Origin of the sequence: Salicibibacter cibi, assembly GCF_016495865.1 — a bacterium.
GTDB lineage: Bacteria > Bacillota > Bacilli > Bacillales > Marinococcaceae > Salicibibacter > Salicibibacter cibi.
On the sequence record NZ_CP054706.1, the window covers coordinates 1949405 to 1971925 of the forward strand.

The following is a 22521-nucleotide window of genomic DNA, read 5'->3' on the forward strand; positions in this document are numbered from 1 at the left end:
CAACCACCTTCTCAGACATCAGGAGTCGGATGCCGGAAGTCAGTGAAAGTTATTTCCCAGAAATCCTTTGCTTCTTCGATATACCATGCACCAGACCTCTGGAATTACGGACACTTACCGCTGGGATCCACGCTCGCGCTCGATCGACAATGTGCGTAAACGATTAATGGCAGCTGCGATTTCAAAACGGCGCGGTCTTGCCAAATCGCCGGGATGTTTGCCTTTGAACGGGGACAATTCATCCAATCCGGAGGCGGTTTCCCGTTCATAAATATCGAGCAGTTCTCCAAGTGTGTGATTTCCATTGGTGTATTTTTTCGCCAAGTAATGAAGCGTGCGCGCGATGGCTCTCGTTTGGCTGGGATCGATGCATTGCTCTACTGCGGAAAGATCGATGGTTTCCCGTCCGTAAAGGATCGTATGTTTTCCGCGGGCGTCGACTTTTTCCTTTTTTCCGCGCCGGGCATCAAAACTCTTTTCCAAAGGATAGCGCGTGCTTTCAACTGTGAAAGGGGCCGCTTCGTGGGTGATCCGTTGGCTGCGGGCTTCTTTTGCAATTTCTTTCGCTTTGCCGGTAACGTCATACGGCCGGTACGCATCCATCATCGTCACCGTATCGGCAACATCGAAGTAATCGCCTGTGCCGCCGACGACAATAATGGTGGAGACACCTTCTTCTTCATATAAGTCTCTAACCCGATCGATAAACGGAGTAATTGGTTCTTTTTCCAAAGAAACGAGTTGCTGCATACGATAATCGCGAATCATGAAATTCGTCGCACTCGTATCCTCATCGATGAGCAACAGACGGCTTCCGGCCTCGAGCGACTCGATAATGTTTGTCGCCTGCGAGGTGCTGCCGCTCGCATTATCCGTTCCAAAACGATCTGTGCTTTTTTTATTCGGAAGATCATCGATAAAAGGCGAGATGTTTACATTCGTAACCCCGCGTCCGTCTTCGGCTCGTATTTTACAAGCGCTCGTATCCGTAACGATATAGGCTCGTCCATCTCCGTCGATATGATTGTAAATGCCGCGCTCCAATGCCTCAAGCAATGTGCTTTTCCCATGGTAACCGCCGCCGACAATGACATGAACGCCTTTCGGAATAAGCATGCCCCGTATATCTCCGAAATTAGGCAACGAAACGGTAGTCGCCATCGTCTCCGGGCTTGCAAAGGGGATCGCCTGATCGGGGGCAAGGGGGCGATTTTCGACACCGCTTGCCCTTGGAAGGATCGAACCGTCTGCGACAAACGCGAGTGCGTCACGTTCTTTTACATAGGCACGCAAAGCCTGTTGGTCATCGCTAAGCGCCACATGCTTCTTGAGCCCCTCCATATCAATATTATAAAGGGCTTGTTCAATGATACCGGGAAGTTGTTCGGTTAACAAGTTCGCCGCCTGTACGCCCATAATCGTTCTGCCGTGGGCAGGCAGATGAATGGATAAACGAACCTCCACTTTTTCTTTATCGCAAACGACGGCTGTTCGCTCCAATACTTCTTGACCCGGGCGATCAATGACAAGACTTTTTTCCGCATTTTGTTTGCGAATGGCTTTTCCGACTGAGCGGGCCACATAGTCAGTAAACGCTACGTTGCGATGCCCACTTTCATAAAGGTCCTCATTCATATGTAATTGCCGATGGGTGATCTCCACCCGTGCCCGCGAGGGACTAGCATAAGGATCTGCTTGGATGTGATCCAAATGGAGGCGAAACGAGGGAAATGTAAACGTCCCGCGAATATCGTTATATGCTTTGTATCCTTTTCGATCGATGCGTTGTAACGTTTGCTGTAATTGTTTCATTGTTCATTCACTCCAACTTTAGAAAACTTTGCTTTTCGCCAAGCTTTTATGGCGAAAGCCTTTGCCCAGGGAAAAATATTTAGGGACTGCTGAATAACTTGCAGCTATCAGCTGAAGCCGGGATGCTGCTTCCATGGCTTCGCTTTCCGCGGACAAACGGTCAAGCCTCCTCGCGCAAAACCGGCGCTGCGGGGTCTTGATGCGTCCGTTTTTCCGCTGGAGTCTCGCCATTGCAGCACCGTCCCTCCGTACGTTGTCAGAAGTGCAAGGGTTTTTTTGCTTACAGGATGGATTTCCTTGCATCCAGCTTTGACAACACCAACGGAAAATGCTTATGGGCCAGTCTTTTTCCGTTACTCAGCAGTCAACTATTTATTTATGAAACTTAACTTTGAAAAACTCAGCGCATGGGATACGCTGAGTTTTTCTTTCATCACCTTGGTTCGATAATGAGCTTAATGGCTGTTCGCTCTTCACCGTCAATCTCAATGTCCGTAAACGCCGGGATACAAACCAGGTCGATTCCACTGGGGGCAACAAATCCTCTCGCGATGGCAACTGCCTTGACAGATTGATTTAAAGCACCTGCTCCAATGGCTTGAATTTCCGCAGCTCCTCTCTCGCGGATCACGCCCGCGAGGGCACCGGCGACAGAATTAGGGGTAGATTTCGCTGATACTTTTAATACTTCCATGATTAGTCCTCCTATAATTGTGGAATGTCACCTTTTATCCCTTACTATATTCTTTGAATCGTTCTCTATGCCTTCGTCTTAGCATTTATTCGTCGAATGGGTGATCATCATTGATCAGGATTCTTTCAATTTTTCGTGCTTTGCCAGTTTTTTCATCGAATTCCATAAATGCAGCGTTGAGTTGACTCCTCCCTTTCGCAACTTCAAATTTTGCCGGTAACGATGTTTGGAATTTTTTCAAAATCACATCCTTATCAACGCCGATAATGCCATCGTATGGCCCGGTCATGCCGACATCGGTTAAAAAAGCAGTTCCGCCCGGCAGTATTCTTTCATCGGCTGTTTGAACGTGGGTATGGGTTCCAATAACGGCACTTGCACGCCCATCTAAAAACCAACCGATGGCTTGTTTTTCACTGGTCGTCTCGGCATGAAAATCAACAAATACAAACGGCGTCCGTTTTTTGGCATCCTCCACCGCTTTGTCCAACGCCTGAAAAGGGCAATCAATCGCTTCCAGAAACACTCGCCCCATGGCATTGATGACGACGAGTTCCAATCCATTCACGTTGATTGAAGTTTGCCCCCTCCCAGGGGCGCCCGGCGGATAATTTAACGGGCGGATCAGATTTGTTTCTTCGTTAATGAATGAAAAAATTTCGTTCCTTGCCCACGTATGATTGCCAAGCGTAACAACCTGAGCGCCAAACCCCAAAATACTTTTGTAAATTTTCTCTGTAATCCCTTTCCCGCTCGCGGCGTTTTCGCCGTTGACGATCGTTACTTGAGGTTTATATTTCTTCTTAAGTTTCGGCAATTGAGACTCCAACATATTTCGTCCGGGACGGCCGACAACATCTCCGACAAATAATAGTCGCATGTGCTTAAGACCTACTTTCCAGTTTAAAAAGACATTTCTATCCTCACTTATACCCATTTTATATGCCCTGTTAAACGTGTGGCTATTTTTCCTTCACTATCGAGTATATTTTTTCGTTCTGCATCAGAAAACCTTAGCCTAACTTAGGGATTGCTGAACAACTTGCAGCTATCAGCTGAAGCCGGGATGTCGCTTCCATGGCTTCGCTTTCCGCGGACGAACGGTCAAGCCTCCTCGCGCAAAACCGGCGCTGCGGGGGCTTGACGCGTCCGTTTTTCCGCTGGAGTCTCGCCATTGCAGCACCGTCCCTCCGTACGTTGCCAGAAGTGCAAGGGTTTTTTGCTTATAGGATGGATTTCCTTGCATCCAGTTTTAGCAATGCCAACGGAAAATACTTATGTGCCAGTATTTTTCCATTATTTAGCAGTCCCTAACTTATGCAGATGTTATATTTTCTTATCTGCAAACATAATAAAGCAGCACAAATGTGCTGCCTTATTTTGCATAATTTACTGCCCTCGTTTCACGAATAACGGTTATTCGTATATGCCCGGGGTAGTCAAGCTCGTTTTCCACTCGCTTCGTAATGTCACGTGCCAGCCGATGGGCCAACACGTCGTCGATCAAGTCTGGTTTTACCATAATGCGGACTTCGCGACCCGCTTGTATGGCATACGTCTTTTCAACACCATCAAATGATTCTGCAATCTCCTCGAGTTTTTCCAAACGGCGAATGTACGTTTCAAGCGTTTCCCGTCTTGCTCCCGGTCTTGCCGCAGACAGGGCATCTGCAGCGGCGACGAGTGTGGCAATAACCGAAGTGGCTTCGACATCCCCGTGATGAGAGGCAACGCTGTTCACAACGACCTCGTTTTCATTGTATTTTTTCGTTAATTCGACACCGATTTCAACATGACTGCCGTCGACCTCATGGTCAATCGCTTTTCCGATATCATGAAGCAATCCTGCCCGCCGGGCAAGCTGGACATCTTCTCCAAGTTCCGCCGCCATTAAACCTGTTAAATACGCGACTTCAGTTGAATGATTCAAGACATTTTGTCCGTAGCTCGTTCTAAATCGCAGACGGCCCAAAATTTTGAGAAGGTCAGGGTGCAAATGATGAATCCCCATTTCAAACGTCGTTTCTTCTCCATATTCACGTATCCGTTCATCGACCTCACGCCGGGATTTATCTACGGTTTCTTCAATGCGGGCGGGGTGAATCCGGCCATCTTGAACGAGCCGTTCCAACGCCGTGCGCGCAATCTCCCTTCGTATCGGATCGAAGCCGGATAGAATGACCGCTTCGGGTGTATCATCTATGATTAAATCAATCCCGGTTAACGTCTCCAATGCGCGAATATTTCTGCCTTCACGCCCGATGATTCGGCCTTTCATTTCATCATTCGGCAAATGGACAACGGATACCGTCGTTTCCGCCACATGATCCGCCGCACATCTCTGCAGGGCCACAGAAAGAATATCTTTGGCTTTCTTATTTGCTTCTTCCTTGACTTTATCCGTATTTTCTTTAATCATCACTGCTTTTTCATGGTCGAGTTCCCGCTCGGTTTCAGCTCGAACGATCTGTCGGGCATCATCTCTCGTCAGTCCTGAGATCCGTTCCAGTTCTTCTTGTTGCTCGGCGATTAATTGTTCCACTTTGCTATTCATCGTTTCTGTCTCTTCTTGTTTCTCAGCGAGCGTTTGCTCCCGGAGTTCTAGAGATTCTTCCTTGTTGTCAAGCGTTTCACTTTTACGGTCAAGCGCCTCCTCTTTTTGCTGAAGGCGACTTTCCTGATTCTGAATTTCGGTTCTCCGTTCGCGAATATCGTCTTCGGCTTCGGAACGCAAGCGATACGCTTCATCTTTGGCTTCCAACAGTGATTCTTTCTTGCTGTTATCCGCATTGCGTTCCGCTTCTTCGATCATCTTTTTTGCCGCATATTCTGCATTCGTAATCTTTGCTTCGGCAATTTTTTTACGGATGACATAACCAATAAACCCGCTTAAAACAGCAACGACAACAAGCAAAATGGAGATGACCAAGATGAGTGTTCCGTTCATCTCGCCTACACCTCCTTTGCTATTCCATTGTACGTGTACATTTACTTCGAAAACGTTGCGGGCTTTGCCTAACGAAAAACGGAGAATGCAGGCAGGCGAATGCCTGCGATCATTCGTTGGTGTTGATCCATTTCGTTCTTCTGTTGTTCAAAAAGTGCAAGTGTCATGGGAGCCTCTGTTTGCGCACAAATGAATAAACTTCTTGAACACGGCCTATTATGAAACTGTCGCCTTTTTCCGGTGCAATCGATCCGATTATGAATCGGTTCGGAGCCCGTTCCCTGCACATGCATATGCTCGTATATCGGAACATACACCAATGTTTTAAAACATTTTCTTCCTACTGTGTTCAGTTGTAAAAAACGAATGGTTAAAACATGATACATTACAACCAGAGAAAAGCCTTTTGTAAACGGCGAATCAATTGCTCGATCCTGCCGTTCCCCCAACTTTCATATTTAATTGTATACTTGCCATTGTTCATATGTCAACCGTGTCAACCCCATCCATCCGAGCGTTAAAAAACGAAGGCTTTCGCCAAGCGTTTATGGCGAAAACCTTCGTTTCTACTTATATTAGGATAAGAAATGCTTTTTGTATGAAAACCATTTTGACTAGATGGCAATAGGAAACTAGGCCCTAAAAATTGATTTTGTAGGACTAAAACGTAAATATCTTATCCAGTAAGATCTATTTAAGCTGTTTCTGGGTCAGCACTTGAAACGGTATATCCTTTCTTTTTGAGGTGTTCGATCATTTTAAGCTCTTTATTTTCTTGCCTTTGATGAACGTACTCAGGGCCTAGTTCCTGATACGGTTCACCGGTTTTTAAGATGTTATACGCGATGGTTACGATTAGATGAGCGGAAGCGAAATGGGCTTTTTTCTTGCCTTGCCGTTTCATAATTCTTTTCTGGTGTGCAGAAATTCGATTGGTTTGCCTTGCTGTAGTCAGAGCACATTGTACCGCCATGGTCTGTAATGCCTTGTTCCCTTTTGTGGTTTTACTTCCTTTTTTTTTACCAGCACTTTCGTTGTTTCCAGGACTTAATCCAGCCCAGGAAGCGAGGTGCTTGGAAGACTTAAATACGGACATGTCCACGCCCATTTCAGCGATGAAAGTAGCCGCGCCTGATTGATCTACACCTGGAATTGTGTCCAAAAGGTCGACTTCCTTGCGATAAGGCGCTAAGCTTTGGTCGATTTGTTCCTCTAAGTTTTGGATCATTCCCTCAATATACAGCATATGATCCCAATGATACTGCAGCATATCACGATGATGACGGCGCACCCGTCCATTGATCGCTTTGGCAATGTCATCGAGACTAGCTTTCGTTCGCCAGTGGACCATTTCCTGAAGATTCTTCTTCTCGATCTTCTCACCATTGATGATCGCTTCGAGGATCCGGCGTCCAGATAAACCAAAGATATTGGACAGAACCGACGTCAGCTTGATATTGGCATCTTGAAGGATTTTGTGGATGCGATTTTGCTCAGCTGTGCGCTGATGCGTCAGTTTCTTTCGATAACGCGTCAGGTCGCGTAAATCGCGAATATCCTCGGGTGGAACAAAATTGCTTTCGATCAATCCACTTCTCAATAGTTTGGCTAACCATTCGGCATCTTTGACATCGGTTTTACGACCAGGAACATTTTTAACATGGTTAGCGTTAGCAAGAATAAGCTGAAAATCACTTTCTAAAATGTTCCATACAGGTTTCCAGTAGACACCGGTACTTTCCATGACAAGATCTGTGACCTTCAGGGATGTGAGCCAATCATTCAATTCCAACAATCCTGGTGTAGTGGTTGAAAATGATTGGATGGACTTCTCCGGCTTTTTGTCTAATGGTCCAAATAAAGCACAAGCGACAATGGTTTCCTGGTGTACATCTAGGCCTGCACACCTTTCAATCATAGCTTCCATGGGAAAAACCACCTTCCTACGTAATTGAACAATACAAATGACAGTCGTTCGGTTTCAAAATTTTTGTCTACGTGCTCGCAGCACAATAGATGGTTCTTTCATACTGTCACAACCAGTTTCTTACACAGGGTATCTTTTCAAGATCCACCAAAAAGCATTCAGCCTGGCTGTATTGTTAGTCAAGATATTGCCAATTCATAAAGATGGCATACTCCCATTTTGAGCAAACAACCATTTTCATTGTAGATGGTGGCTACGAGGAGCGTAGCCACATTGTTTCTTACTTTTTCACTAGTGCAGAGTGGTTGATTTAATAACACACACCAGTGATGCCATTCTAAACACGTCATAGCGTGGTTTAACTAGGGATTGCTAAACAACGTGCAGCTACCAGCTGAAGCCGGGATGCCGCTTCCATGGCTTCGCTTTCCGTGGACGAACGGCCAGTCTTTTTCCGTTATTCAGCAGTCCCTAACTATTTTCCAGAAATCCCTCCCAGCTGTACCTCATATGGAGAATTATTCTTTTTTAAGGGACAATGGGCTTTCCTGCGCACTTTATTGGAGAATCATTCCAATAAAGTGCGATAGCCCCTCTATTGTATCCATTAGAAAAATGTTCCTTTATCATGACCCTGATGAATCTTGTGTTTCTTCTTTTTCCTTCTTTTCGTCCTGCTGTTGGTCCTGTTGTTGATTATTTGGAAGCTCATGGTGGTCACGGATACGTGTTTCAATTTCAGACGCTACGGATGAATGCTCTTGCAAATATTGTTTTGCATTTTCACGGCCTTGGCCAAGCCTCTCGCCGTTATACGCATACCAAGCTCCGCTTTTTTGCACAATCTCCAATTCTGTTGCGATGTCCAACAACGAACCTTCCCGGGAGATGCCTTCCCCGTACATAATGTCAACTTCTGCTTGGCGAAACGGCGGAGCCACTTTGTTTTTCACGATCTTTAAGCGTGTCTTGTTGCCGACCGTCTCATTTCCTTGCTTCAGCGCTTCAGCCCTGCGCACTTCCAAGCGTACCGAGGAATAAAACTTCAATGCGCGTCCTCCGGGCGTCGTTTCGGGACTTCCGAACATGACGCCTACCTTCTCGCGAATTTGATTGATAAAAATCGCAATCGCATTCGACTTACTGATGGCCCCCGATAACTTTCTCAATGCCTGCGACATGAGACGGGCCTGCAGACCGACATGTGCATCGCCCATATCCCCTTCGATTTCCGCTTTTGGCACGAGGGCCGCCACGGAATCAACAACGATGATGTCAACAGCGCCGCTGCGGACGAGTGCCTCTGCAATTTCCAAGGCCTGTTCCCCCGTATCCGGTTGCGAGAGCAAGAGTTCATCGGTATCGACGCCAAGGGCGCGGGCATACACAGGATCAAGGGCGTGTTCCGCGTCAATAAATGCCGCTTGTCCGCCTTCCTGTTGGGCTTCGGCAATGGCGTGCAAGGCAACGGTTGTTTTCCCGGAAGATTCCGGACCATATATTTCAATAACCCGCCCACGTGGATACCCGCCAACACCGAGCGCGATATCAAGGGCTAATGTTCCACTTGAAACCGTGGACATGCGCTTTTCCGTTTCGTCCCCCAACTTCATGATGGAACCTTTCCCGAATTGTTTTTCAATGCTTCGCAAGGCTTGGTCGAGCGCTGCTTTTCTTTCACTCATAGCAATACTCCTTTATAGGTATAAATTTAATCATTTTATTATTCTCCCGATAGGCATAAACAAAAAAACCAATCGTTTCCCCTGCACCTATCATATCGTGTTTTTCATCATTTGCCAAGGATTATACGAACATTTATTCTGAAACGTCCGGATGAAAAAAGGCTCCTCCATGGAGGAGCCCGATGTGTCTTTAGTTAGAGACGGAAGGGTTGGATGTTTGCCGTCCATGGCGTTTCGGTTTTGGTTTTGCCGGCTCCAGGTTCACGCGCGCACCGTGCACACGGGAATGGCGCAATCCTTCATAAACAAAGGGAGCCACATCTTCCGGCACTTCCACGAACGTAAATTTTTCGAAAAGATCGATGCGCCCGACCGATTTTTTTGAAATCCCGACTGCATCGGCAATTTCATCCACGAGTATTTTCGGGGTTAAGCTCACATTGCGGCCCACATTCATAAAGAAACGGACCATTCCTTTTGCTGCGCCGGTATCCCCGAAATAATACCCTTCTTCAGAGATGTTATTTTCCGTTTGATAATTCATTTTCAACAACGCATCAATGACTTCCTGCGGTTGATATTGCTCGAGCAGCTCCCGGGTTAGTTCATCAAAGATCGATGTTTCTTCACTATGTTCAATGACGCCTATGATCTGCTGTCGCCACGAGTCTTGCTGTTTTTCTACGACTTCTTCCAGCGTCGGGATATCCCGTGTCGGCAAAGACATCTTTATTTCTTTTTCAATCGAGCGTAAATGCTTCATTTCCCTCGGAGTGACAAGCGTAAGGGCTTGGCCGCTCTTCCCGGCCCGTCCGGTCCGACCGATGCGGTGGACATAGGATTCCGGGTCTTGCGGTATATCATAATTTATCACGTGGGTGACGTTTTGAACATCCAGTCCGCGGGCAGCAACATCTGTTGCGACGAGATACTCAATCGTGCTTTCCCGAAATCTTTTCATAACCGCATCCCGCTGCGATTGGTTCAAATCACCGTGCAGGCCGTCTGCAAAATAACCCCGTGCCTGCAAAGACTCCGATAATTCCGCGACGCCTTTTTTCGTGCGACAGAAAACGATCGCAAGCTCCGGATTGTAGCGATCAATGACACGGCAAAGCGACTCCAGTTTGTTCCTTTCAAGCACTTTAAAATAAATCTGTTCAATTGAGGGAGCTGTAACATCGCTTTTGCTGATGGATACAGTCTCAGGTTGCTGCATATAACGGCGGGAAAGTTTTCGAATCGGATCGGGCATCGTTGCTGAAAAAAGCATCGTCTGCCGGTCCTCATTCGTTTGTTTCAAAATCGATTCAATATCATCGATGAAACCCATATCAAGCATTTCATCCGCTTCATCCAAGACGAGCGTCTGCACGCGGTCAAGTTTTAACGTTTTTCTCCGCAAATGGTCTTGAACGCGCCCAGGGGTTCCGATAACGACTTGTACGCCGCGTTTAAGCGCCTTGATTTGATGGCCGATCGATTGTCCGCCATAGACCGGCAACGTTGTGACATGCAAGTGTGTGGACAACTTTTGCAATTCCCCGGCCACTTGGATGGCAAGTTCCCGGGTAGGCGTTAAAACGAGCGCCTGAACGTGGGAGGAAGCGCTTAGCTTTGTAAGCAGAGGAATCCCAAAGGCTGCCGTCTTTCCGGTCCCCGTTTGCGCTTGCCCTATCACATCTTTGCCGTTTAGTACTTTCGGTATTGCTTGTTCCTGGATTGGAGAAGGCTCTTCAAAACCGATCTCCTTAATTGCTTTTTTAACTTCCGGTTTAATCTGTTCACTTTCAAATACATTCATATGCTTCATCACCTTCTTCTATCAATTAAGGAGCCCCCGGCCCCAACACATCCTTCGTGGCAGGAGACGGGTTGTCATAGGTTTGACCCCATCTCTCACCTCTCATCTCCCACCTCCAACATGCAGGCGCATGCTTCTTTTACCGCCCGGCGTCGTATCGACGCGCGATCCCCGCGTAAACGCCGCTTATAGACATACGTTTTATCCGGGTAGGCAATCCCGATATAAACCGTACCCGGCGGATGACCTTCCTGGGTGTCCGGACCGGCAACACCTGTCAACGAAATCCCTATATCTGTTCTATATTCGCTTCTCGCGCCTTCTGCCATCTCTTCGGCACATGCTTCGCTCACAGCCCCATGTTGCGCAAGGGTCGCCGTTTTCACATGAAGCTGCTTTTCTTTTGCCTCATTGCTATACGTAATCGCACCACCGACATAAACGTCAGACGCTCCCGGAACATCGGTAAACGATGCCCCGAGCAATCCCCCGCTTAAACTTTCGGCAACGGCCAGCGTCCAACCTTTCGACCGTAAATAATCGAGGGCGCTTGAAAATAACGTATCCTCATTATACCCATATAAAAAAGATCCGCAACGTTCACAGACGGCGCCTTCCAACTCATCAAGCTTTTTTGAGGCATCCGTCGGATCGGCCGTTTTCACAGTCAAACGCAACGTCACTTCATCTTGACCCGCGAGCGGTGCAATCGTCGGATTGGTTTGCTGTGTGATTAAGTCATGAACACGCGCTTCCAGCGCCGACTCACCAATCCCGTAGAATTTAAGTACCCGCGACAACAAAAAATCACGCGATTCGTTCATAGCATCAAGAAAGGGGCTAACTTCTTTTTCTACCATCGTTTTCATCTCATGCGGTGGACCCGGCAACAGAAAAAACCACGTGTCTGTATGTTTATACGCCATGCCGCAAGCCAAGCCCACGCTATTTTGAAACACGTGCGCCCCTTCTGTATGAAGCGCTTGGCGACGGTTCGCATCACTTACGGATTGGTTTCTCGATTGAAAAAAAGCTTCCACCTTGTCGAGCGCCTGTTGATCGTAGACGAGGTTGAGACCGTATTCCTCTGCGAGCGCGTTTCTGGTTACATCATCCTCCGTGGGCCCGAGACCCCCGGTAAGAATAACGATATCATTATCAGTTGCGGCCAGCCGTATCGCTTGCCGAATGCGAGGCAAATTGTCTCCGACGACCGTATGTTTGTATATATTCACCCCGTGCCCCATGAGCTGTTTTGAAAGATACTGTCCGTTTGTATTCGCTATTTGTCCAAGAAGTAGTTCGGTACCTACGGCAATAATCTCCGCATTCATTGGATGGATCTCCTTCCAATTATCTAAGCGTCGTTGAACACATGTTTATTTTTCACAAAGTAATCGATGCCGGAAATTACCGTTAAAAAGAGGGCGATCCATATTAATATCGTCGCGACCGGCAATCCGAATGCATCAAAAGGCGCGTTGTGAACCATCAGGAAAAAAATTGCGAGCATTTGAAAAAGCGTCTTTCCCTTTCCGAGCGGGCTAGCCGCAATAACCTTGCCCTCGGCCGCTGCCACAAGCCTCATCCCGGTTACGGCAAACTCGCGGCTAAGAATGACAACAGCCATCCAAGCCGGCAAAAAACCAATCTCGATAAGGGATAATAAAGCCGCTGTCACGAGCAATTTATCCGCTAACGGGTCTAAAAATTTTCCGAAATTGCTGATGAGATTACGGCTGCGGGCAATATAGCCATCGAGCCAATCCGTCCCCGCCGCAATGGCGAAAACAATCCCGGCAACCGCGTGGTTCACAGGCACTTGCGTCCCAAAGACATCTATGGGAGGTCCCCATTGGAATGGGTAAAGGAAAATCAGCATAAATATCGGGATGAATCCGATACGGGCAATCGTAATCTGGTTTGGCAGGTTCACGTAACGGTTCCTCCTACGGGAACACCCTTCATTTTAACAAAAATCATAAGAAAGAAAAATGCCAATGTCCGCGCATTTTCCGACATTTATGTATGAATGGGCACCTCCCCCCTCGTCATCAAGGGGAAGGGTGCCGGGGTGCTCTCAAAGCTTAATTCTCTTTCTCGATGGTAATGCGCTGGAAATCTCTTTCATCGGGTTCTAATTCGTATTCCAATTCTTCGCCGTTCACGTAAATCGTGAGCGCGGGTGTGTAGCCAGCATTGATGGTGATCGAGTCGTGTTCACTTAAGTCAAAATCTTGTTCTGTTGCCTCGGAAGGGGCATCGGCCGTTTCTACGATTGAACCATCATCAGTCGCTTCTTCGCGAAAATCGACATAACTGTCCGTTTCTTCATCAAACTCAAGCGTGATTTCCAAGGAATCGCTGTCTATCGTATAGATCGAATTAAATCCATCTACTTCCTCAAAGGAGAGTTGTCCATTTGCAGTTTCTTCTTCATTGCCGTTTTCCTCATTTTCTTCATTATCGTCGCCATCCCCATTTTCTTCGCTGCCGTTCGTTTCTTGCGTTTCCTCTTCTCCTTCCGTTTCATTCACGATATCATCCCCATTTTCTTCTTCCTCATCGGAAGCGATGTCGCCACTGCCGCCGTCAATGTTGAAAAGCCATATAACCGCGACGATCGCGACGAGGAAGAACACAACGAGGACGGAAGGAAGGACACTGTTCTTTTTTTTCCCTTCTTGGGATGATCGTTTTGTTCTCGAATGTTCGGTTCTCGAAGGAAGATCCACCGACTCCTTCCTCGGTTTCGGCAAATCATGTTCAAACTCAGCAAACACTTCTTCAGGTTCGAGCTCAAGTGCTTCTGCATAGCTTTTGATAAATGCCCGTGCATAAAAAGCGCCGGGCACATCGTCATATCGCCCTTCCTCAATGGCTAGCAAGTAGCGCTTTTGAATTTTCGTTCGCGTTTGGACTTCATCAAGCCCCCACCCTTTTTCCTCGCGTTTTTCTTTTAGAAATTGCCCTAATTCAGACATGCTAAACACCTACCAAGTTAGCTAATATCAAAAGAAGAAAAACCCGATTCCACCATTTCATACGTAATTTTTTCATTTTCATCATTACGAAGTTCAATGATGCAATCGAAATCTTTTAATGTATATGCCGTTTCACGCACAAAAATATCCGGATGCTCCACAACTTTCACAGCAGATAAGGCCATAATCTCATCAACGAGGGAACGGTGCTTTTCCGGCGCACGCATAGTCGTAACGATCCCGTCAATGATATAAACAAGGTCTTCACTAAATTCATCATCAGGAAGCGTACTTCTGATCGTCTGCCTTAGCATTGTCGAAGAAATGAATGACCAGTGCTTGTTGGCTGAAACACTTGCGGCTACGATTGATTCTGTCTTCCCGACTCTCGGCATCCCCCGCACACCCACGAGATAATGCCGCTTCTCTTTAAACAGCTCCGCCAAAAAGTCAACCAAAAGCCCAAGCTCATCACGAACAAAACGATAGGTTTTTTTGTCCCCCAGGTCTCTTTCGATATAACGACCATGCATCACGGCTAAACGGTCTCGAAGCCTCGGCACCCGAAATTTTTTGAGCGAAATTGCATCCATCGTTTGCAATATGTCTCGTAAACGCGTCACATGATCATCGCTGGCGCTGCGAATCAACATACCGCGCCGGTCATTTTCGATTCCGTTAATCGACACGATATTAATCGATAACATCCCAAGTAACGAGGAAATATCTCCCAGCAAGCCGGGACGGTTCTGACGAATTTGATATTCAAAATACCACTCTTTCTTTTCCATCCCGTTCCTCCTTCTACATTGCGATTTTTTTATAGTCTAACGTTGTCGCTTCTCACTGCACTTGTTGTCATTTTACGTTATTTCTTCGCGTTTGAACAGGGCTAGGGTGTTTCTTTTTGTAAACGGATGGAAAAAGAACGGAAGTTCCTCCATACAAGGGCTGAAACTTTTTTAATCGTGCACCATAAAGTGAATTTTCCATCAGGGCTCTTCACCATAATCTACGGTTGACAAACTAATGGATGGCGTGTTTCAAAGCAACATATGAACGATTTTTCGTATCATTTCGTATTTTTGTCCTCATTCAAGCGTTTGCAAGACAAAATTTTGATGTCATCCCCCATTTTTTCTTGCATTCCCATACATCTGAAATCCGGGAAGGTTTCCGGCACCCGATGTCTGACCTCTGGAATAGCGGGCGCTTATCACGGAGATAAGAATAAGCACCCTCAGACACAGTAAATTGCGCCGAGGATGCTTCTTGATGTCCCATGTAACATTATTTTTCCTGTACCAACTTCACCATCACATTTGCGATCGCGTGTTGCTCTTGCTCATCAGCAACGTTCCACAAATCAGACAAAACTCGTTCCTGTTCGTTTTTCGGGTCTACGTTGTTCGCCAAATAATCGCCAACTTGGAAAGCCACATCAGAAATCGCATCGTTTGTCATGCCATCGCCTTCTGCATTTCCCAAGCTATCCCCCAAAAACGATTTCCACTGTTCCCAATTGTCCAATACGGACATGGATCGTTCCCTCCTTATCAGTCAAACTTTGTTTTACATTCATAGTTTGACTTCAAGAATCAGAAAATATACACCGATTCTCGAGGGAACAACCAATGCTGGCATTTGCCCGGAGAGGAAGTGGCCACACCGCTTCATGGTTTTATCCGCCCCAACCCCCGTTCACGGAAAGAACATGCCCATTAATATAACTTGCTTCCGGACCTAGCAAATACGAACAAGCGCCCGCCACTTCTTCAGCGGTTCCGAAACGTCCGGCAGGGATGGCAGCTTGCAATTCAGCTTTCTCTTCGCTGCTAAACGCATTCATCATTTTCGTATCCACCACTCCCGGCGCCACCCCGTTAACGGTGACGTTGGACGGCGCCACTTCTTTGGCGAGGGCACGGACGAATTGATTCAGTCCTCCTTTTGCCGCGGAGTACACTACTTCGAGCGCTGCCCCCACATCCCCCCAAATGGAGGAAATGGCAACGATTCTGCCGTATTTTCGGCTAATCATAGGAGGAAGAAAATGTTTAACGACGCGCATCGGGGCCGTTACGTTCAGCGTAAATATATCCATCAGCTCCCGGTCCTCCATCTCTGTAAATAGCCCGTAGTAAGCTTGGCCGTTTGCAAGAACAAGATGGTCAACCGGGTGATGCACACCCGCAAAAAGAGAGGAGACGCCATCATCTGCTTGCAGGTTGGCGCAAACTAAATGAACACTTGCCCCCTGTTTTTCACAGTGGGCACGCACCTTTTCTGCTTCTCCCTCCCCTTGATGGTAGTGCAAATACAGGTTTTGCCCGGGAGCAGCCAGCACCTTTGCAACGGCGGCGCCAATCCCGCCGCTGCTCCCCGTAACCAATGTGGTCGTCATGACCCGGAGCCTTCTACTTTCACGACAGAACTTCTTGCGGAACGAAAATGCCGGTGTAAAATGTTTTCCAAGTCATCAATGCTCATTTTTTCTAGCGTTGGCACTACCTCAAAAAGGGCATCCCCATTCATCTCGTAACGAGTGAACTGGGTGGCGATGAACTCGGGGCTATTCAATTGTTTTAGGAACGTCCCGATTTTCCGTTTTTTGGCGAGCTGCACTTCTTCTTTCCTTAATCCCTGTTGTTTATAGGTATCTATCGTTTCTTCCAGCAAGGAAACGAGCCGATCGGGAGCTTTCGTATCGCCTCCAATGGCGGAAAATCCAAATGAACGCTCCATCGTGAAATCAGCGGAAAAACTGTTATCAATCAAACCTTCTTTATACAATTTTTCATACGTGTGCGACCCAAGGCCGAACATCACATCCAAGAGAAGTTGCACCCCTAATTCATACGCGAGTCCGGACAGCGGATATTTTTCATTGGGCTCTTTAAACCCAAGCAAACATTTCGGTGTTTGTACGTTCATTTCTATCGTTTTTTCCCGCTCGCAACTTTCCTCAGGCTCCGATCCATACGTACGCGCAAGCGTATCCGCTTCCGGAAATGATTTCTTTTCCTGATTGGCTTTTACGAGTTGAAGGGTTTCCTCGGGATCCACGGGGCCAACAACAAACAAAACCATATTAGAAGGATGGTAAAAGGTCTGATAGCACGTATATAGCAAATCTTTCGTAATGTCATCGATGGATTGCACCGTACCAGCAATATCGATACGCACCGGATTATTTTTGTAAAGCGCACCGATCAGCCCAAAAAATAAGCGCCAGTCGGCATCGTCGTTATACATGTTTATTTCCTGGCCGATGATCCCTTTTTCTTTCTCTACCGTCTCTTCGGTGAAATACGGGGATTGCACAAAGTCCAACAACGTTTCCACATTTTCCTCTACTTTACTCGTAGCGGAAAATAAATAAGCCGTTCTCGTAAAACTGGTGAACGCATTCGTTTGGGCTCCACGCTTGCTAAACGTATCAAACGCATCGCCATCTTCGTCCTCAAAAAGTTTATGTTCGAGAAAATGGGCAATGCCATCCGGAACGTGTATCATTTGATCACTGTTTATAGGGGTAAACGCTTGGTCGATGGAACCGTAGTCGGTCGTGAAAATGGAAAACGTCTTATTATGGTCGGGTTTCGGCAAGACGTATACGTTTAGTCCATTGCTCAACGTTTCCATATAGATCGTTTCATCAATCTGTTCGTAATGCTGTTTTTCCATTTAAGCTGTCCCCTCCTCGCCGGTCAACAAATAGACCGTGTCCAGTTGAATCGCTTTGGCAACGGAAATGACGGTGTCCATATCTACCATGTCGATTTCCCGAAGACGATCGTCCACGGTTCTTTTCGTACCGCTAAGCACATTTTGATAATTCATTTCGATTGCGCCACGGGCACTGTCGACTTGTTCCAAGATTTGATTTTTAAGCATTTGCTTTGTCGTCGTTAGCTCTTCCTCGGTTATTTCCCCACGCTGCATGGCTTCCAGTTGCTCTTTCATGATCGCGAGGGCCTTTTCGTATTGATCGGGTGCAATGCCGGCCATAGCAAATAAGATCCCTTTATAAGGTTCGTAACGGGAAGCAGCATAATAAGCAAGGCTTTCCTTTTCCCGGACGTTCACGAACAATTTTGAATGGGGATATGCCCCTAGGATCCCGTTGGTCACCAAAACGGCCGTGTATTCAGGGGAGCCGACCGTGTAGGGAACTCTAAAACCGAGGTGTAATTTTGCTTGTTGAATGGATTGTTTTTCCACCACCTCATTCACCTGTGCCGGAGCGTCTTGAATCGTTGCTGTTGTTTCAACGGTTTTTCCTTGCCCAATCATTTGCTCCGTTGAACGAATGGCATCCATAATCTCTTCTTTCGTGCCCGGTCCTGTCACGAACAAATCAAATTGATCGCTACGGAGCATGCGATCATAAGCCGTTTGGAGCTGCTGATCGGTAATCGTCCCCACTTCTTCGGCGGAACCGAAAGGGTGGAGGCCGAACGGTTCCTTCGTGCACATTTCTTCCAGCATACGGATATTCGCATACCTTGTTTTATCGTCGACAATGTTGCGAATCCGTTGCATCAGCGCCTGCTTTTCTTCTTGAATGATTGCTTCACTAAAGCCGTTATCCGAGCGGTTTGGTTTTTGAATGACCGACAACAAAAACGCCAACGCTTTGGGCAGAAGAGGGGTTTCGTTTTGTAAATGCCGTTCACTTGCCACTTCCATCACGAAGGTAAGCACGTGGTTTTCCCCTTTTTTTCCTACATCTGCATAGAAAGTTGCTCCATACAAGTCATCAAGAAAATAGCGGATTTTCCTTCGGCTCGGGAATTCTTCGGTACCTGCTTGCAGCACATGCGCGAGAAGTGTGCGCGAAGCTGCCGTCTCGGCTTCCAAAGGGGCCTTCACGTGCAAGACGATCGTCGTCGTTTTGAATGTGTCGCTCGGTTGCCAGTGGACACGCAGTCCACCGACGTTGAATTGTTCTGCTTCTGCCATTCTATCACCTTTTCTTTAGCCTTAAACGAATCACTTACTTCACATTGGTTAAATCTTCGTTGTCAGGAGGCTGATATAAAACTTCCCGCGGTTTTTTCCCTTCATACGGGCCAACGACACCATTCGCCTCCATCTCGTCAACAAGGCGGGCGGCTCTTGTATATCCAATGCGAAAACGGCGTTGCAACATGGATACGGACGCGGAATTCATTTGGACGACGAGAGCGACGGCATCGTAATAAAGCTCATCTTCCGGTTCGGCACTTGTTTCCGGCACTTCTTCCGGCATCATCTCTTCCTGATACGCCGCCTTTTGTTGTTCGACAACGTCATTTACTACCGCTTCAACCTCATTATCCGATATGAATGCCCCTTGGATCCGCGTCGATTTGTTTGCACCGACCGGCATGAATAACATATCCCCGCGCCCGAGCAATTTCTCAGCCCCTGCCGCATCTAATATCGTACGGGAATCCGTTTGGCTGGAAACGCCAAAAGCAATGCGTGATGGGATATTTGCCTTGATTACGCCGGTAATGACATCAACCGACGGACGCTGAGTAGCAATGATCATATGAATGCCCGCTGCTCTTGCCATCTGTGCCAAACGGGTAATCGCGTCTTCTACGTCGCCGGAAGCCACCATCATCAAATCTGCCAATTCGTCAACAATCACAACGATATAAGGTAACTTTTGTTGCTCTTCTTCCTCCCCTTCATTTTGCTTCCGGATCATATCATTATACGCATCAATATTTCGGGCGCCACTATGGGAAAAAAGATCATAACGTCGCTCCATTTCCGCGACGACTTTTTTCAATGCCTGTGCTGCTTTTTTCGGCTCGGTAACGACCGGCGTTAACAAATGGGGAATGCCGTTATACACGTTCAACTCCACCATTTTCGGGTCGATCATCATTAGTTTGACTTCGTGGGGCTTCGCTTTCATGAGTATGCTAGTGACAATCCCGTTGATGCAAACACTCTTCCCGCTTCCTGTCGCTCCGGCCACGAGCATATGCGGCATTTTATGAAGGTCGGCGGTCATCGGTTCTCCGGAAATGTCCCGGCCTAAAGCGACGGATAACACATGGGAATTTTGCGCTTTATCCGATTCCAGCACTTCACGCAAGGTAACCATCGAAATATCCTGATTAGGGACTTCTATTCCGACAGCGGCCTTTCCCGGAATCGGCGCCTCAATCCTTATGTCTTTGGCCGCGAGTGCCAAAGCAATGTCATCGGTGAGACTGACAATTTTACTCACCTTGACGCCGGTCGCCGGTTGCACTTCGTATTTGGTGACAGCGGGTCCCAAGTGGACCTCATTCACTTGTGCTTGCACCCCGAAACTTTGCAATGTGTCTTCCAGTTTTTTTGCATTTGAAGAAACGTGGCTACGGTCATTCGTCTGTTTGTTTTGAACGGGCGCGCTCAATAACTTCAAAGCCGGCAACCGATAATCTTCGTTGGTCGTTCCCGAGGTTAACAGCGGGGCCGCTTCCCTGTCTTCCGTTTTCTTTTCTGCCGATGGCTTTTTCTGTACGTTTGCCGGTTTCGTCGGTGTTTCCCGGGTCGCCTGTTCCTGAAAATTGTGAATGACCGGGCGTTCATCTTTATTTTCATTGGATTTCCGCGCCCCGCCAGCCGTTTCTTTGCCGGGTGTTGCTTGTGTTTTCGCTTCTTTGACTGTTTTCGGGGATTGCGTCGCTTTCCCGCTTCCCGATTGGCGACTAGCACGGAAGTTCCGTATAGATTCGGTAAGTGGGACGAGAATAGCTTTTATACGTTCATATACCCACTTCCCGCTGTCTTTTAATGACTTTCCGCTTAGCAAAATAAAAGCGATCACGACAAGCAATATAGCGAGCACTTGGGTACCGGGCACATCAACTAAAAATGTTCCGGTCGCGTACCCTACCGCACCGATCATCCCGCCACCGAGATCATCGGCTTGTCCGGTCAAATCCATCGTATAAAGCCGGAATGTGTTCATAATCACCGAACCATCCTGAAAAGGACCGCTGCTTGCCAAGTTCTCAAAGAGGCCTATGTGGCTGTATAGCAACATGGTGAACATAAGCGTATAAACGCCCGCCAAGCGACGGGACCAAAAGCTCACGAAGGCGCGCCGGAAAATAAGCGTAAGTGCAAACGCATATAAAAGGACAGTTAGAAAATGATGCCATTCTCCGGCAAAAAAACGAAAAAGTTGAATGATAATCGTTCCTACCGGGCCATACGTGAATGTGGCTATCACGGCGAGGGCGAGGAGAATCAATCCCGATACTTCAAATTTCAGTTGGCTCGTCCATTCCTGTTGTTTCTTTCTTCTGTGTTTTTTCTTTTTGGCCGCCAAAATATCCCCCTCCTTCCGGAACTCCCTTCATGATAACGTATGTATTTTACAATTGATGTCACTTCTTGCGGCAGAAGGCAACACCTGGCTATTATAACATAGAACCGAAATAGACTTCACGGCTTTTTAACGCTTTTCCATGGGAACAGGCGCACTGTCTAAGCGAATTTATCATTCCGATTATTCAGACTTTATTTTGCAAGGTTGGGATTTCCAACCCTTTGTCTCTATTCATCGCGACCCCAGCTGCTTCCCGGTTGGTACTCATCTTGTAAATAGTCATTCGGATCCGGGCTCACCAAACGTTGGACAATCCAAGCCCCATCCTCGTTCTTTTGCAACACAACCGTGCCGGATGGAGTGTCTTTATATTTCACTTCCGTGTCGTTTTTTTCTGCCATCACATCTTCAAGAGGAAGGTGTGTGTAAAGGGTCATTGCAGCATCTCTCCTTGTTCCGCTTCTTTTTCCCGGATAAGTTCATTTAGTTTTCGAATGGCTGGTCCCACACCACCGGGGGAATGGATCAGTCCATGGTCGACGGCATCCTTGCCGATCACATTCGTACCAATATCCCGGGAAAGATTTCCTTTTGCAAACATTAATTCCCGAAATTTATCATCATCCACATTAGAATGACTCGTTACGAACTGAATGATGCGTTCTTGCATTTCCTCGATATATTCAAATGTTTGCGGCACCCCGACGACCATTCCGTTTAAACGGATGGGATGGATGGTCATGGTCGCTGTTTCGGCAATAAAAGAATGATCCCCTGCGACTGCGATGGGAACGCCGATGGAATGCCCGCCACCAAGCACGATCGTTACCGAAGGCTTATCCATGCTCGCCACCATTTCCGCGATCGCCAAACCTGCCTCCACGTCGCCGCCGACTGTATTTAGCACAAGCAAAAGCCCTTTGATGTTTGGATTTTGTTCAATCGCAACCAACTGGGGAATAATGTGCTCATACTTGGTTGTTTTATTTTGCGGCGGCAATTGCATATGTCCCTCGATCTGTCCAATTACCGTGATCACATGAACGTCCGAGTTGGCTTTCGGAACGTTCGTTTCTCCGAGCGCCTGAATTTTATCCACAAGCCCCTGTGCTGTTTCATCGGACTGTTTATTCGGTTGCTCGTTCGATTGGTTCGGCTCTTGTTGTTCTGCCATATTACCTGCCTCCTTATGCCTTTTTATTATTGGAGAGCATTTGCTTATTCATGCATAAGGCCTGAAATTGGATAAGTATACATTTTCCAAAACCGAGGGACGATCATCCAGACAAGAAAGTGTTGCATTCATATCATGTTTGTATACGTAATAGAAGGAGGGTTCATAAC

The 22521-nt window shown here is 47.2% G+C and carries 20 protein-coding genes; all 20 read right to left on the reverse strand.

The genetic code is table 11. From position 1 onward, the window contains the following. Positions 1 to 114: 114 nt before the first annotated feature. Complete coding sequence (locus HUG20_RS09955; protein ID WP_200084235.1) at positions 115 to 1812, reverse strand: ABC-ATPase domain-containing protein; 1698 nt, start codon at positions 1810 to 1812, stop codon at positions 115 to 117. 107 nt (positions 1813 to 1919) lie between these two features. Then, positions 1920 to 2051, reverse strand: coding sequence for a hypothetical protein (locus HUG20_RS19495; protein WP_281392387.1), 132 nt, complete (start codon positions 2049 to 2051; stop codon positions 1920 to 1922). A gap of 194 nt (positions 2052 to 2245) precedes the next feature. Then, positions 2246 to 2506, reverse strand: a complete 261-nt coding sequence (locus HUG20_RS09960; protein WP_114370720.1) for a stage V sporulation protein S — start codon at positions 2504 to 2506, stop codon at positions 2246 to 2248. A gap of 85 nt (positions 2507 to 2591) precedes the next feature. Then, complete coding sequence (locus HUG20_RS09965; RefSeq protein WP_200084237.1) at positions 2592 to 3386, reverse strand: TIGR00282 family metallophosphoesterase; 795 nt, start codon at positions 3384 to 3386, stop codon at positions 2592 to 2594. Positions 3387 to 3557: 171 nt separating this feature from the next. Then, positions 3558 to 3752: a hypothetical protein gene (locus HUG20_RS09970; RefSeq protein ID WP_200084239.1), complete on the reverse strand. Its 195-nt coding sequence runs from the start codon at positions 3750 to 3752 to the stop codon at positions 3558 to 3560. A gap of 129 nt (positions 3753 to 3881) precedes the next feature. Beyond that, positions 3882 to 5453: a ribonuclease Y gene (gene rny, locus HUG20_RS09975; RefSeq protein ID WP_200084243.1), complete on the reverse strand. Its 1572-nt coding sequence runs from the start codon at positions 5451 to 5453 to the stop codon at positions 3882 to 3884. 694 nt (positions 5454 to 6147) lie between these two features. Continuing rightward, entirely contained in the window at positions 6148 to 7380 is a 1233-nt protein-coding gene (locus HUG20_RS09980) for an IS110 family RNA-guided transposase (RefSeq protein WP_200084244.1), read from the reverse strand. A 626-nt stretch (positions 7381 to 8006) separates the two neighbouring features. Further along, positions 8007 to 9065: a recombinase RecA gene (gene recA, locus HUG20_RS09985; protein WP_200084245.1), complete on the reverse strand. Its 1059-nt coding sequence runs from the start codon at positions 9063 to 9065 to the stop codon at positions 8007 to 8009. 190 nt (positions 9066 to 9255) lie between these two features. Further along, positions 9256 to 10869, reverse strand: coding sequence for a DEAD/DEAH box helicase (locus tag HUG20_RS09990; RefSeq protein WP_200084247.1), 1614 nt, complete (start codon positions 10867 to 10869; stop codon positions 9256 to 9258). Between the two features lie 95 nt (positions 10870 to 10964). Further along, positions 10965 to 12203 (reverse strand): competence/damage-inducible protein A, encoded by a 1239-nt coding sequence (locus HUG20_RS09995; protein ID WP_200084249.1) that lies wholly within the window; start codon positions 12201 to 12203, stop codon positions 10965 to 10967. A 23-nt stretch (positions 12204 to 12226) separates the two neighbouring features. Continuing rightward, entirely contained in the window at positions 12227 to 12805 is a 579-nt protein-coding gene (pgsA, locus tag HUG20_RS10000; RefSeq protein WP_200084251.1) for a CDP-diacylglycerol--glycerol-3-phosphate 3-phosphatidyltransferase, read from the reverse strand. Positions 12806 to 12956: 151 nt separating this feature from the next. Then, complete coding sequence (locus HUG20_RS10005) at positions 12957 to 13853, reverse strand: helix-turn-helix domain-containing protein (RefSeq protein WP_200084253.1); 897 nt, start codon at positions 13851 to 13853, stop codon at positions 12957 to 12959. Between the two features lie 17 nt (positions 13854 to 13870). Further along, complete coding sequence (locus HUG20_RS10010) at positions 13871 to 14644, reverse strand: DUF3388 domain-containing protein (RefSeq protein ID WP_200084255.1); 774 nt, start codon at positions 14642 to 14644, stop codon at positions 13871 to 13873. A gap of 499 nt (positions 14645 to 15143) precedes the next feature. After that, on the reverse strand, positions 15144 to 15392 hold the full coding sequence (locus HUG20_RS10015; RefSeq protein ID WP_200084263.1) for a DUF3243 domain-containing protein: 249 nt from the start codon (positions 15390 to 15392) through the stop codon (positions 15144 to 15146). 142 nt (positions 15393 to 15534) lie between these two features. Then, positions 15535 to 16257 carry an elongation factor P 5-aminopentanone reductase gene (ymfI, locus tag HUG20_RS10020; protein ID WP_200084265.1) on the reverse strand — a complete coding sequence of 241 codons (723 nt, stop codon included), beginning with the start codon at positions 16255 to 16257 and terminating at the stop codon, positions 15535 to 15537. Further along, entirely contained in the window at positions 16254 to 17540 is a 1287-nt protein-coding gene (gene yfmH, locus HUG20_RS10025; protein WP_200084267.1) for an EF-P 5-aminopentanol modification-associated protein YfmH, read from the reverse strand. Before yfmH ends, ymfI begins: the two co-directional genes overlap by 4 nt. Then, positions 17541 to 18818, reverse strand: a complete 1278-nt coding sequence (gene yfmF, locus HUG20_RS10030; protein WP_200084268.1) for an EF-P 5-aminopentanol modification-associated protein YfmF — start codon at positions 18816 to 18818, stop codon at positions 17541 to 17543. Between the two features lie 34 nt (positions 18819 to 18852). Then, the gene (locus HUG20_RS10035) at positions 18853 to 21177 is read right to left on the reverse strand and encodes a DNA translocase FtsK (protein ID WP_246476375.1); all 2325 of its coding nucleotides are present in this window, start codon (positions 21175 to 21177) and stop codon (positions 18853 to 18855) included. A gap of 227 nt (positions 21178 to 21404) precedes the next feature. Next, a complete protein-coding gene (locus tag HUG20_RS10040) occupies positions 21405 to 21614 on the reverse strand; it encodes a YlzJ-like family protein (RefSeq protein ID WP_200084270.1) in 210 nt (69 codons plus the stop codon). Continuing rightward, entirely contained in the window at positions 21611 to 22351 is a 741-nt protein-coding gene (locus tag HUG20_RS10045; RefSeq protein WP_200084273.1) for a ClpP family protease, read from the reverse strand. The genes HUG20_RS10040 and HUG20_RS10045 overlap by 4 nt, the downstream gene beginning before the upstream one ends. Positions 22352 to 22521 lie beyond the last annotated feature (170 nt).

Bases quoted from the DNA above. Each gene is read 5' to 3' on its own strand.
- HUG20_RS09955 (WP_200084235.1), bottom strand. From the start codon at position 1,812: ATGAAACAATTACAGCAAACGTTACAACGCATCGATCGAAAAGGATAC.
- HUG20_RS09960 (WP_114370720.1), bottom strand. From the start codon at position 2,506: ATGGAAGTATTAAAAGTATCAGCGAAATCTACCCCTAATTCTGTCGCC.
- HUG20_RS09965 (WP_200084237.1), bottom strand. From the start codon at position 3,386: ATGCGACTATTATTTGTCGGAGATGTTGTCGGCCGTCCCGGACGAAAT.
- HUG20_RS09970 (WP_200084239.1), bottom strand. From the start codon at position 3,752: ATGCAAGGAAATCCATCCTATAAGCAAAAAACCCTTGCACTTCTGGCA.
- rny (WP_200084243.1), bottom strand. From the start codon at position 5,453: ATGAACGGAACACTCATCTTGGTCATCTCCATTTTGCTTGTTGTCGTT.
- HUG20_RS09980 (WP_200084244.1), bottom strand. From the start codon at position 7,380: ATGGAAGCTATGATTGAAAGGTGTGCAGGCCTAGATGTACACCAGGAA.
- recA (WP_200084245.1), bottom strand. From the start codon at position 9,065: ATGAGTGAAAGAAAAGCAGCGCTCGACCAAGCCTTGCGAAGCATTGAA.
- HUG20_RS09990 (WP_200084247.1), bottom strand. From the start codon at position 10,869: ATGAATGTATTTGAAAGTGAACAGATTAAACCGGAAGTTAAAAAAGCA.
- HUG20_RS09995 (WP_200084249.1), bottom strand. From the start codon at position 12,203: ATGAATGCGGAGATTATTGCCGTAGGTACCGAACTACTTCTTGGACAA.
- HUG20_RS10005 (WP_200084253.1), bottom strand. From the start codon at position 13,853: ATGTCTGAATTAGGGCAATTTCTAAAAGAAAAACGCGAGGAAAAAGGG.
- HUG20_RS10010 (WP_200084255.1), bottom strand. From the start codon at position 14,644: ATGGAAAAGAAAGAGTGGTATTTTGAATATCAAATTCGTCAGAACCGT.
- HUG20_RS10015 (WP_200084263.1), bottom strand. From the start codon at position 15,392: ATGTCCGTATTGGACAATTGGGAACAGTGGAAATCGTTTTTGGGGGAT.
- ymfI (WP_200084265.1), bottom strand. From the start codon at position 16,257: ATGACGACCACATTGGTTACGGGGAGCAGCGGCGGGATTGGCGCCGCC.
- yfmH (WP_200084267.1), bottom strand. From the start codon at position 17,540: ATGGAAAAACAGCATTACGAACAGATTGATGAAACGATCTATATGGAA.
- yfmF (WP_200084268.1), bottom strand. From the start codon at position 18,818: ATGGCAGAAGCAGAACAATTCAACGTCGGTGGACTGCGTGTCCACTGG.
- HUG20_RS10040 (WP_200084270.1), bottom strand. From the start codon at position 21,614: ATGACCCTTTACACACACCTTCCTCTTGAAGATGTGATGGCAGAAAAA.
- HUG20_RS10045 (WP_200084273.1), bottom strand. From the start codon at position 22,351: ATGGCAGAACAACAAGAGCCGAACCAATCGAACGAGCAACCGAATAAA.